This is a genomic window from Cupriavidus basilensis (assembly GCF_029335485.1).
In the GTDB taxonomy this organism is placed as follows: domain Bacteria; phylum Pseudomonadota; class Gammaproteobacteria; order Burkholderiales; family Burkholderiaceae; genus Cupriavidus; species Cupriavidus basilensis_E.
This window is the reverse complement of record NZ_JARJLM010000683.1, coordinates 1-13,733: the sequence shown is the minus strand read 5'-3', so window position 1 is coordinate 13,733 and position 13,733 is coordinate 1. Positions and strand designations below refer to the sequence as shown.

Below are 13,733 nucleotides of genomic sequence, written 5' to 3'. Positions count from 1 at the left end.
GCGCCGCGGTGCCGCGGCCTCTCCGCCCGGCCAGCGGTTCCCGTCGCGGGAGGGCCGGAGCATGAACGCCGCCGTGACCGTGGAACCCGGGCATGCCGGCACGGGCCGACAGTTGCAGCCGGCGGCGCTGCCGGTGTGCTTCCTGGCCCTGATGCTGGGGCTCGCGCTGCTGGGCCAGGGCCGCGCCATCGATGTGCTCTTTCCGCTGGGCGCCGTTGGGATCGGCATCCACATCTATCGGCGCAATCCGGCGCATTACCTCTCCTACCTGCTGTGGCTGTTTTTCCTGACACCCGAGGTGCGCCGCATCGCAGACTTCATCAACGGCAGCTACAGTCCCTTCAGCCCGATACAAACGGCACCGCTGATCGTCGCCATGCTGAGCGGACTTACCCTTCTCACCCATGTCCGCGTGCTGGCCACCCGCCGCGCCTTTCCTACCGTGCTGATCCTGCTGGCGCTGTGCTACGGACTCGCGATCGGCATCATGCGCAACGGGCCGCTCTCCGCGCTCTACAGCTTCGTCGGATGGACGATGCCGATCCTGGTCGGCTTCCATGTCCTCGCCACCTGGCGGTCGTACCCGGGCTATGCCCGCTCGCTGGTGGTCACCTTCACCTGGGGTCTCATCGTCACGGGTGTCTATGCCTTCATCCAGTTCGCGCTGGTGCCACCCTGGGATGTTTTCTGGATGCTGCACGCCGGCATGGGCTCGCTCGGCGAGCCGATACCCTATGCCATCCGTGTCAGCAGTACGATGAACTCGGCGGGCCCGTTTGCCGTCATGCTGATGGGCGGGCTGCTGTTCATGCTGGCCGGGCGCGGCAAGCTGGTATGGCTGGCAGCGCTGATCGGCCTGGTGGCGCTGCTGCTGACGGTGGTGCGTTCCTGCTGGGGCGGACTGTTGGTCGGGGCTATCTATGCGCTGGCGTGTATCGAGCGCAAGCTGCGCATCCGGGTCCTGCTGGGCGCGCTGCTGGTGGCCGCGCTGGCGGTCCCGGTATTCGCGCTGCAGGAATTCTCCGGGACCGTGCTCACTTCCATGCAGAGCGTCGCCGATCTCCAGAACGATCACAGCTTCCAGACGCGCGCCGAGTTCTACGGCAACTTCCTCTCGGTTGCCCTGAACGATATCTCCGGACAGGGGTTTGGATCCGTCGGCCTGGCCACCAAGCTCGACTCGTCCACCAGCCAGCTCGGCCGCTACGGCGTGTTCGACAGCGGACTGATGGAAGTGCCCTTCGTGCTCGGCTGGCCGGGCACGCTGATGTACGCCACCGGCTTGCTCTGGCTGCTTGGGCGGGCCGTGCGCCGGGGCCTGACGCAGAAGTCCAACCGGGTGATCTCGGCAGGGGTCGGGGTGGCGATCGCGCTGCTGGCCATGATGGTCTTCGACAACTCGCTCAACGGCTTCGGCGGCTTGCTGTTCCAGCTCGGCGTGATGCTGCCCGTGATCGGGCACCGCTATGGGCGCATGGTCGCCACGCGGGGGGCATCGTGAGCACGTCCGCCATGCCAGCGGGCGCGATCGGGCCGGGCTTGCGCATCGCCATCGTCACGCACGTGGTCGACCGCAACGATGGCCAGGGCCGCGTCAATCACGAGATCGTGGTGGCGGCGCTCGCCGCCGGCTGCGAGGTGACCCTGCTGGCCAGCCATGTGGCCGCGCAGTGGCGCGCGCATCCGCATGTGCGCTGGGTGCGCGTGAGTGCAGGCGGGTGGCCGACCGCCCTGCTGCGCTACCAGGTATTCGCAGCCAGGAGCGCCTGGTGGCTGATGGGACGGCGCCATGGCTTCGACATCTTGCATGTGAACGGATTCATCACGTGGGCGCGTGCCGACGTCAATACCGCGCACTTCGTGCACGGAGGATGGCTGCGTTCGCCGCACTATCCCTTCACGCTGCGCGGGGGGCCGTATAGCGGGTACCAGTTGTTGTACACCCGCATCAACGCCTGGCTGGAGGGACATGCCTTCCGCCGCGCGCGCGCGGTGGTCGCGGTGTCGCCGAGAATTGCCGGCGAGCTGGCGCAGATCGGTGTCGACGCCGGGCGTATCGAGACGATCGCCAATGGCGTGGACACGGCGGAGTTCCGCCCGGGCAACGGCGACCGGGCCGGCTTCGGGCTGCCGCCAGGTGTGCCTCTGCTGCTCTTTGCCGGCGACCTGCGCACGCCGCGCAAGAACCTGGACACCGTACTGGCGGCGCTGGCGCTGGGGCCGGACAACGTGGCGCTGGCGGTTGCAGGCCAGGCGCAAGGCAGCCCCTATCCACGGATGGCCGCCGAACTCGGCCTGGCGCGGCGCGTGCATTTTCTCGGGCACGTGTCGGCAATGCCGGCGCTGATGCGCTGCTGCGACGTGCTGGTCTTTCCGTCGCGCTACGAGCCCATGGGGCTGGTGGTGCTGGAAGCCATGGCCAGCGGACTGGCAGTGATCACCGCGCGTACCACGGGCGCGTCGGGCCTGGTGCCGGACGCCGCCGGCGTGGTGCTGGCGGACCCCGACGACGCCGCGGCCCTGGCGGGGGCGATCCGCGCGTGCACCGCCGAGCCGCAGCGTACACGGTGCATGGGCGCCGCAGCTCGGGCCGCCATGCTGCCACGGGGCTGGGCTGCGATGGGAGAGCAATACCTGGCGCTATACCGGCGCCTGTCGAGTACCGAGCAGGAAAACAGGCCACCGGACGCCCGCCATCGGATGGCGTCCGGCGGGGCCGCGGAGGCCACCAGGTAGTCAATCGCCCCACAGGGAAATACTCTTCATGACAGCCTCATTGTTGCGGGTGTTCGAGATCGGCATGCACTGGTTCCCCGAGCGTGCCGGCGGGCTCGATCGCGTGTTCCATACGCTCACCGGAGCGCTGCCAGGGGCCGGTGTCAATGTACGCGGGATGGTGGCGGGCTCCGGTGCCGCTGCCAGCGATACCGGCGGCGCCATCGCCTCGTTCTCGCGGCCGGGCGCCACCATGCCGCTGCGCCTGGTACGGGCGCGCAATACCATGCGCGAGATGCTGGCACGCGAGAAGCCCGACCTGATCGCCTCCCATTTTGCGCTGTACACCCTGCCGGGCCTCGACCTGATCCGTGGCTACCCCACGGTGATGCATTTCCATGGGCCATGGGCCGACGAGAACCACGCCGAAGGCGTGATGCGGGCCGCCAGCCATATCCAGTACCGGATGGAGCAAATCGTCTATAGCCGGTGCCACTTGCATATCGTGCTGTCGAACGCATTCGCGCGCGTGCTGGAGACGCGCTATCGCGTGGATCCCTCGCGCATCCGCATTGTCCCGGGTTGCGTCGACTATGCCCGCTTCGGCAGCGAGATGGACAGGCGCACCGCGCGCCAGGCATTGGGCCTGCCGACCGACCGTCCGCTGGTGATGTCGATACGGCGCCTGGTCAGGCGCATGGGCCTGGAGGACCTGATCGATGCCTGCGTCCTGCTGCGCAAGCGCATTCCGGATGTGATGCTGCTGATCGTTGGCCGCGGCCCGCTGGAAGCGGAGTTGCGCCGGCGTGTCGACGAGCTCGGGCTTGGCGATCACGTACGGCTGCTTGGCTCGCTGCCCGACGCGCATCTTCCGCTGGCCTACCGCGCGGCCGACCTGAGCGTGGTGCCTTCGCTGGAACTGGAAGGATTCGGGCTGACGACCCTCGAATCGCTCGCGGCGGGGACGCCGGTGCTGGTCACGCCGGTGGGTGGACTGCCCGAGGCCGTAGGCGGGCTGTCGACCGAACTCGTCTTGTCCTCTTGCGGGCCCAAAGCCCTGGCGCAAGGGATTGCAGACGCGCTGACCGGCGTGATAGCCGTACCCACCGAGCTGGCGTGCCGGGTCTATGCGCGCACCGGCTTCGATATCCCTGTGATCGCCGGCATGGTGGCCGCGGTTTACCGCGAAGCCCTCGGCATGTTCTGAGGATGACACCGATCATGCCCACCATGCGCAGCGGTCGCTGCATTCCCTACCCGAAAGACATCCACCATCTCCAGCGGAAATACAGCAAAGGATGACAACCATGAAAGTCGCAATCGTGCATGACTGGCTGGTGACATGCGCAGGCGCCGAGCGAGTGCTGGAGCAGATTCTGCTCTGCTATCCGGAGGCCGACCTGTTCAGCCTGATCGACTTCGCCGAGGAGCGCGACTTCCTGCATGGCCATGCCGCCACCACGAGCTTTATCCAGCGGCTGCCGATGGCACGCACGCATTACAGGAACTACCTGCCCCTGATGCCGCTGGCGATCGAGCAACTCGACGTGTCGAGCTATGACATCGTCATCTCCAGCTCCCATGCGGTGGCCAAGGGCATCCTGACCGGGCCCGACCAGCTGCACATCAGCTATGTGCATACGCCGATCCGCTACGCGTGGGATCTCCAGCACCAGTACCTGCGCGAGAGCAACCTGCAGTCGGGGGTACGCTCGGTGCTGGCGCGCGTGCTGTTGCACTATATCCGCACCTGGGATTCGCGCACCGCGGACGGCGTGGACTACTACATCGCCAACTCCAGGTTCGTGGCGCGCCGCATCCGCAAGGTCTATGGCCGCAGCGCGAGCGTGATTCATCCGCCCGTCGATATCGAGTCGTTCCGGCCGATGTTGCAGAAGGAGGATTTCTACCTGACGGTATCGCGCATGGTGCCGTACAAGCGCGTGCCGTTGATTGCCGAGGCTTTCGCGGCCATGCCGCAGCGCAGGCTGGTGATTATAGGGGATGGCCCCGAGATGGAGAGGGTGCGTGGCGTTGCCGGGGCCAATGTGCAGGTCCTTGGCCATCAGCCCTTTGCCTCGGTGGTCGCGCATATGCAGCGCGCGCGGGCCTTTGTCTTCGCCGCGGAAGAAGACTTCGGCATTTCGCTGGTGGAGGCGCAGGCCTGCGGCACGCCGGTCATTGCCTTTGGCCGCGGTGGCGCGCTGGAGACCGTGTGCGACGAGACGAGCCTGATGCCCACCGGCTTGTTCTTCTACCAGCAGTCGGTCCCGTCGATCGTGGCGGCGGTGGAGCGCTTCGAGCGCAATGCCGGGAATTTCACGGCGGCATACTGCCGCCTCAATGCCGAGCAGTATTCGGTCGAGCATTTCCGCGAAGCGCTGAGCGGCTTCGTTGCCAGTGCGCGCGAGCGCGATGCGGCGCGCCTGTCCGGCACTGTTGCGGCGACGCCCGTGCGCCGCCCGGCTGCCGTGCCTGGCGATGCCATCGACGACGAACTCGACCGCCTCGCGGGGGGGCGCGATGGCTGACAGCGTCACGCGGCTGCTGCGGGCCGGCGCGTTGCTGCTCGGGGCCATGGCGCTGGCGAGCGGCGTCCTGTGCGGCGAGTTGAGCGGCGAGTTGGGCGGCGGGTTGAGCTACCGCACCTCGTGGCTGGGCAATACGTACGGCTTCGGCGATCGGCGCTGGACGCCGAACTCCGTGGAGGCGCTGGCGGTGACGCCGGACGGCATCCTGTTTACCAACGCGCTCTGGGACGAAGGCGGCGGCGAGATCACGATGATCCGCAACGGGGGCGTCGTCGGCGTGGCCGAGAGCACGCACGGTTGGGGCAACAATGGCGGCGACGCCATTGCCGTGGGCGACGGATACCTGTTCGCCGCCGCGCGTATCACCAATGTGGGCAATACGCAGGCGGGCAAGCCGGGCTACCCCGGCCGCGATCTCGCCTGGTACGGCGTGAGCCGCCGGCATCTTGCCAGGCCGGAGCTGGGTGCGCCGTTCGCGGGCGGCGTCGGCAACGTCGGCGGGCCAACGCGGAACAGCTTCCTGGTGCTCAATGCCGTGGAACAAAGGCGCGACGGCAGTCCACGCGGGCTGGCCGTGCGCAACGGCGTGCTGTATGTCGCCAACACCTATCGCGATGCCATCGAACTCTATGACAGCCAGAGCATGCAGCGGCTCGCGCGCTGGCCCGCACCGCAGCCCGGCCGGATCGCGGTCGACGGCGACGGCAACGTGTGGGCGATCCTGAACTGCTGCGCGGCCAGGGGCCGTACCGTGGTGCGCTTCAACCGGCAGGGGCAGCGCGGCCTGGTGGCGCCCCTGCCGGAGGGCAGCCTGCCGGTCGATCTGGCGTTGACGCCGGACCAGCGGCTGATCGTGGCCGATAACGGGCCACGGCAGAACCTGATGTTGTTCGAGGTGCGCGGCGACACCGTGCGGCCGGCCGGCGAACTGGGCGAGCGTGGCGGCGCCTTTGCCGGCGGCGCCAGCGCGGGAGCGGTCCCGCCGGGCAGCACAGGGGTGCATCGGTTCCATGGCCTGAGCGCGCTCGCGGTGGATGGCCAGGGCAATATCTACGTGGCCATGAACGGCGTAGGCCCTCGTCCCTTGCACGCGGGCGCCGCCAATTTTGGCGTGGTGCTCGAAAGCTACGCCCCGGACGGGCAACGCCGCTGGAACCTGCAGGGCCTGCTCTTCCTCGACGCGGTGCACGCCGACCCCGCGCGGCCGGACGAAGTCTACGCGGGTACGCGGCGCTTCCGGCTCGATCTCGACAAGACGGTGCCGGGCAGCGAGTGGTCCTACGCCGCCATTACCGTGGACCCGTTTCGCTATCCGGAGGATGCGGCGTTGTCCGATGCCGCCGACGGGCGTGGCGTGCCGCTGATGCGGCGCATCCAGGGCCGGCTGTTCGGCTTTTTCACCGACCGCCATGCCAAGTACCTCAAGGTCTATCGCTTCGATCGGTCCCATGGCGAAGTCGCGGTGCCGGCCGGCTTTTTCTCGCTTCGCCATATCGATGGGGCGTGGCCGCCCCACCAGCCGCCGGCTGGGGAATGGATCTGGCGCGATGGCAACGGCGACGGACGCTTCCAGCCGGATGAGTTCGAGCGCAGCCCCAGCGGCGACGGCGCGCCCATGCAGGCCTGGTGGGTGGATAGCCGCGGGGATGTGTGGCTGGGCTCCTTTGCGCAGGGCATCCGCCGCTTCAGGCTGCAGGGGCTGGATCGCAACGGCAACCCGAAATACAGCTTCGAGCACGTTGAAAAGAGCCGGATGCCGCCTCCCTTCACCCGCATCCAGCGCCTGCAGTATTTTCCCGAGTCCGACACCATGTACCTTTCCGGCGCCACCGCGCAAAAGCCTTACGAGGCCGCCAACTGGGACTCGACCGGGCGGGTGATCGCGCGCTACGACCACTGGAGCACCGGCGCACCGGTGCCGCGCTACGTGCTCGATGTCGACAGGCTGCCCGGTGCCATCAGCGAGAACGGGACCGAAGGGTTTGCCATCGCCGGCGATTATCTGTTCCTGGTGGAAGCGCGCAACGCGCATGTCCGGGTGATCGACAACCGTTCCTCGCGCCAGGTTGGCGTGATGACGCCCGGGCCGGAGGTGGGCTGCGAAAGCGGCTGGGTGGATATGCCGATGCCGATCACGGCGCTCAGGCGCGATGACGGCGAGTACCTGGTCTTCGTCGAGGAAGATGCCCACGGCAAGAATCTCATGTACCGGCTGCAGCCGCCGTCGGGTGTGGTGCAGCAGGCGCAGACGCAGGTACATCCGTCGTGCGCGGGCCGGAAAGTGGCGGGCTTGCGATGATCGATACCTCCATGCGGCGCAACCTGCTGATCAATTTCGCGGGACTGATATTGCCGACTTTCGTGTCGCTGGTGACCGTGCCGCTGTACATCAAGGCGCTCGGCCTCGACCGTTTTGGCGTGATCACGCTGGTGTGGGTGCTGGTGGGCTACTTCGCCGTCATGGACTTCGGCATCAGCCTGGCCAGCGAGAATCGCATCTCGCGCGCGCTCGCCGCGGGCGACGCGGACGAGGTCAGCCGGACGTTCTGGAGCGCATGCTGGTTCAATCTCGCCACCGGCTGTGCCGGTGGCGCCGCGCTGTGGGCTTCGGCCGGGGCCTATTTTAACTGGGGCACGCAGGTTCCGCCGGCTCTGCTGGGTGAAGTGGCGGCCGCGCTGCCATGGGTTGCGCTGTCGATCCCGGTTGGCAACCTGTCGCTGGTCTTCGCCGGATCGATCAGCGCAGCCGAGCGTTTCTCGGTGTTCAATACCAACCAGACCATCGGTACCGTGCTGTTCCAGGTGCTGCCGGTGGTGATGGCGTTCACTTTGGCCCCCACTTTGCAGGTGGCGATCATGGCGTCGGTGGCGGCGCGCATCGTGGCGTCGCTGATGCTCGGCGCGGCCACCTGGCGCGTATTGGGGCTGACGCGCATGGCCCCGCCGGAGCGCGCCTGCATGCGCGAACTGTTTGCCTACGGCCGCTGGCTCCAGCTCGCGGTGGTGGCCAATATGATCGGCGATTCGCTCGACCGGCTGGTGGTGGGCGCGATGCAGACGCCACGCTTCGTCACCTACTACGCCGTGCCGCAGAACCTGGTGAGCCGGCTCAACCTGCTGGCGGGCGCGCTATCGCGCACGCTGTTTCCGCGGCTGTCCGCGGCTCGCCCCGAGCAAGCCAGGGAAACCGCGTATCACTCGCTGATGTTCCTGAACAACCTGTTTACGCCGGTGGCGATCGGCGCGATGTTCACGCTCGGTCCCTTTCTTCATGTGTGGATCCGGCAGGAGCTGTCTCCCGCCGCGGCCGAAGTCGGGCGGATCATGATCGTCGCCGTGTGGCTGGCTGGCCAGACCACGGTCGCACGCGTGCTGATGCTGGCGCAGAACCGGCAGGCAGCGGTTGCCCATGTGTCGATGCTGCAGTTGCCCGTGTTCGCGCTGCTGCTCTGGCTGCTGGTGTCGCGCTTCGGCATTCTCGGGGCGGGCACGGCGGTGCTGGCACGCGGCACGATCGATTATGCCGCTTCTCTCGTCCTGTCCCGCATGCCGGTGCGTGCCGCGTTGCGGGAAATGCTGCCGCACCTGATGTTCATCATCGTCGCACTGGCGGTTTCCAGCGCGCAGGCGCCGTTGCTGATTGCGTGGACGCTCGGGGCGGGGCTGGTTGCGGCGAACCTGGCCTGGTCGCTGCACAGTTCGGCGAGCTTTCGCGATGCGGCCGCGGTAGTGTGGCAGCGCGTCGGGCTCGGGCGCGGCTAGCGCGGCTACAGATCGACCACAAGAATGGCAAGGAGGAAGCCATGAGAATCCTGCACCTGGCGAATCACGCGCGCGATACCGGCAACGGCATGGTCAATCTCATGGTCGATCTCGCTTGCGCGCAGGCCGCGTCCGGGCACGAGGTGACGATCGCAGCGGAAGCGTGCGGTTTCGAGGCCTTGCTGTGCAAGTACGGCGTGCGCTTCGCGGTGCTGCCGCAGCGGCGCCCCTGGGCGCTGCCGCGCGCGGTACGTGGGCTGCGCGCGCTGGTGCGCGAGTTTGCTCCCGACATCGTGCACACGCATATGGCCGCCGGCACGCTGGTCGCCTGCCTGGCGCGGCTCGGGCGCGCGCGTGCCGCGCGCTACCCGCTGGTGACGACGATGCACGGCGAATTCCAGCGCAGCAACCAACTGATGCGCATGGGCGACCGCGTGGTGGCGGTGAGCGGCGCCGTGGGGGGCAATCTGCGGCGCAGCGGCTTGCCGGCCGAGCGGGTTGCTGTGGTGCGCAACGCCACCCTTGGCTCGCCGCGGCAGGCGCAGCGGCCGCCGGCGCCCGCCATCGAGCTGGCCGCGCCCAGCATCGTCACGGTGTCGGGCATGTATGGGCGCAAGGGCATCTTCGACCTGGTGGTGGCATTTGCCGACGTTCGCCGCGCCGTGCCCGGCGCACACCTCTACTGCGTGGGCGACGGGCCGGACCGGCTCGCATGCGCAGGGCTGGCCGCCACGCTCGGGGTAGCGGATGCGGTGCACTTTCCCGGCTTCGTGGCGGATCCCCGCCCGTATCTGCACGCCGCCGATATGTTTGTGCTGGCCTCGCACAGCGATGCTTTTCCCCTGGCGCTGAGCGAGGCGCGGGAAGCCGGCTGCGCGGTGATCGGTACGGCCGTCGGCGGTATTCCCGAGGTGCTCGAGTTCGGCGCAGCCGGCCAGTTGGTGCCGGTGTGCCAGCCGGAACTGCTGGCACAGGCCATGACAGGCCTGTTGAAGAATCCGGCGGCGCTTGCCGACTGGCGCAGGCGCGCCCGTGCCGGCATCGGCTGGCTTGAAGTGGCACGCATGAACCGGGACTATCTGGAGGTCTATCGCGAGTTGCTGCAGCCGTCGGCTGGCGCCACGCACGATGCCATGGCACGCCGGGCGGAAGCCGGCGCAAAGTAGGAAGCTCACATGAAAGCCCTGCGCGAATCCGGCTTGAGCGGCGAGGCGTCCCTGCCGGACGGTGGCGACCTCGGCCGCGACGCCGCCGGCCTGGGCGCGATGCGCCGCCCCCTGTTATTCGTCGATCAGAGCGGCGAGCTCGGCGGCGCTGAGCTGAGCCTGCTCGATATCGCGCGGCATCGGCGGGGCGACGGCGAAGTGCTGCTGCTGTCGGACGGCCCCTTCCGCCGGCGCCTGGAAGCCGAAGGCGTGAAGGTGGCCGTGGAGGACGGCGGCGCGATCGGCGCCATCCGCACCCGTGGCCTGGGCGCGGGGGTGCTGCGCGCGCTGATGGCATTGCCGGGACTGGTGCGGCGCGTGGCCAGGCGTGCCAGGCAGGCGGACGTGGTCTACGCCAACACCCAGAAAGCGATGGCCGTGGCGGTGCTGGGCCGATGGCTGCACCGGCGTCCGGTGATCTGGCACCTGCGCGATATCGTCGACGCCGGGCATTTCGGCCGCGCCCAGCGCTTCGCCATTCGCTGCCTGTCGCGCGGCCTGGACCAGGTGATCGCCAACTCGCAGGCGAGCGCCGCCGCGTTCGATACGCTGACGGGCGGCCGCATACCCGTCGAGGTGATCCACAACGGCATCGATGCCGCGCCCTTCGAAGCCGCGCGCTCGCTCGACCGGCAGGCGCTGCGCGCGGCTAACGGCCTGCCGGCGGATACGCTGCTGGTTGGCCTCTTCGGCCGGCTGGCCCCGTGGAAGGGGCAGCATGTGCTGCTCGAGGCGGTATCGCGCGTGGCCGGCATGACCGCCGTGCTGGTGGGCGCGGCCCTGTTCGGCGAGGGCGCTTACGAGCAGGCGCTGCGCGAGCGCGCCGCCGAGCCAGACCTGTGCGGCCGCGTGCAGTTCCTTGGCTTCCGCGAGGACGTGGCGGACCTGATGCACTGCGTGGACGTGGTCGTGCATGCCTCGGTCTCGCCCGAGCCGTTCGGGCGTGTGGTGGTGGAAGGCATGCTGGCCCGCAAGCCGGTGGTGGCCACGGCGGCCGGGGGCGTGCCCGAGATCATCGAGCACGGCGTCACCGGCTGGCTGGTGCAGCCGGGAGACGCCGGCGCGCTGGCCGACGCACTGGCCCGCTTGTGCGATGACGAACAGCGCGACCTGCTGTCCGGCAACGCGCTGGACGCGGCGATCCTGCGCTTTGCTCCGCAAGCCATTCTCGCCGCCATCGATCGTGTGATCGCCGGCGTGATCCGGTCGCATCGGTTCGCCCGCGATTCGCCTGCTGCCTGACCGCTCCCCCGTGCCGAGGATAACGGTGACGGCATGCGCCTTACCGTCGGGTGGTTACGCAGAGAGAGGGTTCACGATGAACATCGATATGAAGATGGACCAGATCAACCGGGCGATCTGGTCCGCGCAGAAATGGCTGGGCTGGTTCGGGCAACTGGATGGCTGGACGGACAGGGGAGAAGCCGCGGCGGTCGCCTGGGTAAGCGATCGGGCAAGAGGCGCGCCAATCCTGGACATCGGGGTGGGGGGTGGCCGCACGGTTTCCATCATGCGGGCGATCAGCAGCAACTATATCGGCATCGACTACACGCCGGAGCTGCTGGAGGTCTGCCGTGCCCGCCACCCTGGCGTGTCATTCCGGCAGATGGATGCGCGCGATATGTCAGCCTTCGCGGACGGCAGTTTCGACCTGGTGATGTTCAGCTACAACGGCATCGATGCCGTCGACATGGAAGGGCGCCGGGCCATCCTGCGGGAGAGCGCGCGCATCTTGCGGCCGGGCGGACGCTTGCTCTTTTCCACCCACAACATGCTCGGCCCCGGCTATCGCGAAAGCGTCTGGAAGCATCTGCCCAAATGGAGCTGGAATCCGGCACGCTACGGGTGGCGCATTCTCAAGATGATGTATGCGCTGCCCGGAGCCAGCTGGAACTACCTGCGCAACGCGCGGTTCAACCAGGACTTCGATGGCTACGCGGTGCACGTCTGCGGCGCGCACAACTTTGGCTTGGTGATCCAGTTCACCACGCTGGCGCATCAGCTGGGGGAGCTGGCCAAAGCCGGGCTGGTCACGGAGCGCGTGCTAGGCAACGAGACCGGGCAGGCGGTGCGGCGCGGCGACGATACGCGCGAGATCAAGTGGTTTCACTTTATCGCGCGCAAACCGCTCGAGGCCTGATAGCCGCGGATATAGCCCCAGGCCAGCCGGGTCGTTCGCCAGAACGATCCGGCGCCGCGCAGCCCGTTCGCCCTGAGGTTGTGCAGCAGGTTGTGCGGCACCGCCAGCAGCAGGAACAGGGCTGCCTTGCCGGGGCGGCGCTGGCTCCAGCAATAGCGCTTGAAGGTGGTGTAGATGCGCGAGGCCTCGGTGAACGGCTGGTAGTAGTCGCGGTTGGCCAGCGACGGGAAGTGATGGTTGGCCGCGCTCGGCAGCCACGCGATGCGGCAGCCGCAGGCGAATACCGCGCGGCTGGCGAGATCGATCTCGTCGTAGCCGTAGACAAGCTGTTCGTCGAAGGCGATGCGGCGGAACAACTCACGGGGAAACACCGTGCTGTTGATCACGATCGAATACATGGGCTCGCCGTAGCCGTAGTTGAGTTCCTGATAGCCCAGGAAGGCGCCCTTGTGCGGCCGCACGCGTTCGCCGTGGCACAGTTCGGTGCCGGTCACGATCAGCTCGCCGGGGGTGCCGCCGGCTGCTACGTGGTTGACATAGTCGTCGGCAATCCGTTCGGACATCTGTTGCAGGAAGGTCGGCGCGAGCGCGGCGTCGTCGTCGATGAACAGGATATGCGAGCCGGTGGCGGCGGCCAGTGCGCGGTTGCGATTGGCCGACAGGCCCCTGCGCGGGCCTTCCAGGTAGGTTACCCAGGCGAATTCGGCGCGCATCATCTCCCGCGTGGCGTAGTCGGTGCTGTCGTCGGACACGATCACCTGGTGCAGGGCCAGGGTCGACGCCTGCGCAGAGGCCAGCGCACGGCGCAAATCCGCAGGCCGGTTGCGGGTGCAGATGCACAGGGAGAAGGTCGGGAGGAATGCGGTGGACATGGGGAGCCCCCTCGAGCGGCGCCGGTTAGGTTCGGTACTGGCCACGAAGGCACGATGCCGGGCGGGTCACACCAGCAACTGGCCGGTGGATCGCGCGCCCGGCGCCTGCCACGGGTCAGGCTGCGATGCCGCTGCCGGCGTAGCTGGCTTCGCTGCGCCGCTTCACCACGGAAGCGGCGCGGGTGGCGGGCTCGTCTCCGCTCACCCAGTCCAGTGTGGCGCCGCGCTGGAGCGCGGCATAGACCGCCTCGCCCTTGTTGCGTACCTTGAGCCGTTGGTAGAGCGTGCAGGCATGGCTCTTGACGGTGGCAACCGAGATATTCAGCATGCGGCTGACCGTCTTGATGGGATGTCCGCGCGCCAGCAGCACCAGCACTTCGTACTGGCGCGGCGTGATCTTGAGCATCTCGGCTTCGTCGTAGCTGGGTTCCGCATCGCCGGAGCGGGACCCCTGCGATGGCGTGCTTGCCGCCGTGCTGCGCAACGTGGCGCGCGGCGCGGCGGCGCA

General features: G+C 68.1%; 10 protein-coding genes and 1 pseudogene. 9 read left to right on the top strand and 2 right to left on the bottom strand.

From position 1 onward, the window contains the following. Nucleotides 1-61: 61 nt before the first annotated feature. From P3W85_RS42100 to P3W85_RS42060, 9 genes and pseudogenes are all read left to right on the top strand, one after another. Entirely contained in the window at nucleotides 62-1,501 is a 1,440-nt protein-coding gene (locus P3W85_RS42100; RefSeq protein WP_276269176.1) for an O-antigen ligase family protein, read from the top strand. A 38-nt stretch (nucleotides 1,502-1,539) separates the two neighbouring features. Further along, the gene (locus P3W85_RS42095) at nucleotides 1,540-2,736 is read left to right on the top strand and encodes a glycosyltransferase family 4 protein (RefSeq protein WP_430869717.1); all 1,197 of its coding nucleotides are present in this window, start codon (nucleotides 1,540-1,542) and stop codon (nucleotides 2,734-2,736) included. Between the two features lie 28 nt (nucleotides 2,737-2,764). After that, nucleotides 2,765-3,922: a glycosyltransferase family 4 protein gene (locus P3W85_RS42090; protein ID WP_276269174.1), complete on the top strand. Its 1,158-nt coding sequence runs from the start codon at nucleotides 2,765-2,767 to the stop codon at nucleotides 3,920-3,922. A gap of 91 nt (nucleotides 3,923-4,013) precedes the next feature. Then, nucleotides 4,014-5,177 (top strand): annotated as a pseudogene (locus P3W85_RS42085) (glycosyltransferase family 4 protein); the annotation flags it as partial. 61 nt (nucleotides 5,178-5,238) lie between these two features. Then, nucleotides 5,239-7,545 carry a hypothetical protein gene (locus P3W85_RS42080; protein ID WP_276269173.1) on the top strand — a complete coding sequence of 769 codons (2,307 nt, stop codon included), beginning with the start codon at nucleotides 5,239-5,241 and terminating at the stop codon, nucleotides 7,543-7,545. Then, nucleotides 7,542-9,008, top strand: coding sequence for an oligosaccharide flippase family protein (locus P3W85_RS42075; RefSeq protein ID WP_017225902.1), 1,467 nt, complete (start codon nucleotides 7,542-7,544; stop codon nucleotides 9,006-9,008). The genes P3W85_RS42080 and P3W85_RS42075 overlap by 4 nt, the downstream gene beginning before the upstream one ends. Before the next feature lie 41 nt (nucleotides 9,009-9,049). Next, nucleotides 9,050-10,174, top strand: a complete 1,125-nt coding sequence (locus tag P3W85_RS42070) for a glycosyltransferase (RefSeq protein ID WP_276269172.1) — start codon at nucleotides 9,050-9,052, stop codon at nucleotides 10,172-10,174. Nucleotides 10,175-10,183: 9 nt separating this feature from the next. Further along, nucleotides 10,184-11,455, top strand: a complete 1,272-nt coding sequence (locus P3W85_RS42065; protein WP_276269171.1) for a glycosyltransferase family 4 protein — start codon at nucleotides 10,184-10,186, stop codon at nucleotides 11,453-11,455. A 76-nt stretch (nucleotides 11,456-11,531) separates the two neighbouring features. Continuing rightward, nucleotides 11,532-12,353 carry a class I SAM-dependent methyltransferase gene (locus P3W85_RS42060; protein WP_276269170.1) on the top strand — a complete coding sequence of 274 codons (822 nt, stop codon included), beginning with the start codon at nucleotides 11,532-11,534 and terminating at the stop codon, nucleotides 12,351-12,353. On the opposite strand, the gene P3W85_RS42055 is transcribed toward P3W85_RS42060, so the two are convergent. Further along, entirely contained in the window at nucleotides 12,320-13,225 is a 906-nt protein-coding gene (locus tag P3W85_RS42055; protein WP_276269169.1) for a glycosyltransferase family 2 protein, read from the bottom strand. The two genes, P3W85_RS42060 and P3W85_RS42055, sit on opposite strands and share 34 nt — an antisense overlap. Nucleotides 13,226-13,340: 115 nt before the next feature. After that, nucleotides 13,341-13,733, bottom strand: a 393-nt coding sequence (locus P3W85_RS42050; protein ID WP_276269168.1) for a response regulator transcription factor, incomplete at its 5' end; no start/stop codon positions are given.

Excerpts from the sequence above, each read along its gene's own strand:
- P3W85_RS42100 (WP_276269176.1), top strand. The coding sequence starts at position 62 with ATGAACGCCGCCGTGACCGTGGAACCCGGGCATGCCGGCACGGGCCGA.
- P3W85_RS42090 (WP_276269174.1), top strand. The coding sequence starts at position 2,765 with ATGACAGCCTCATTGTTGCGGGTGTTCGAGATCGGCATGCACTGGTTC.
- P3W85_RS42080 (WP_276269173.1), top strand. The coding sequence starts at position 5,239 with ATGGCTGACAGCGTCACGCGGCTGCTGCGGGCCGGCGCGTTGCTGCTC.
- P3W85_RS42075 (WP_017225902.1), top strand. The coding sequence starts at position 7,542 with ATGATCGATACCTCCATGCGGCGCAACCTGCTGATCAATTTCGCGGGA.
- P3W85_RS42070 (WP_276269172.1), top strand. The coding sequence starts at position 9,050 with ATGAGAATCCTGCACCTGGCGAATCACGCGCGCGATACCGGCAACGGC.
- P3W85_RS42065 (WP_276269171.1), top strand. The coding sequence starts at position 10,184 with ATGAAAGCCCTGCGCGAATCCGGCTTGAGCGGCGAGGCGTCCCTGCCG.
- P3W85_RS42060 (WP_276269170.1), top strand. The coding sequence starts at position 11,532 with ATGAACATCGATATGAAGATGGACCAGATCAACCGGGCGATCTGGTCC.
- P3W85_RS42055 (WP_276269169.1), bottom strand. The coding sequence starts at position 13,225 with ATGTCCACCGCATTCCTCCCGACCTTCTCCCTGTGCATCTGCACCCGC.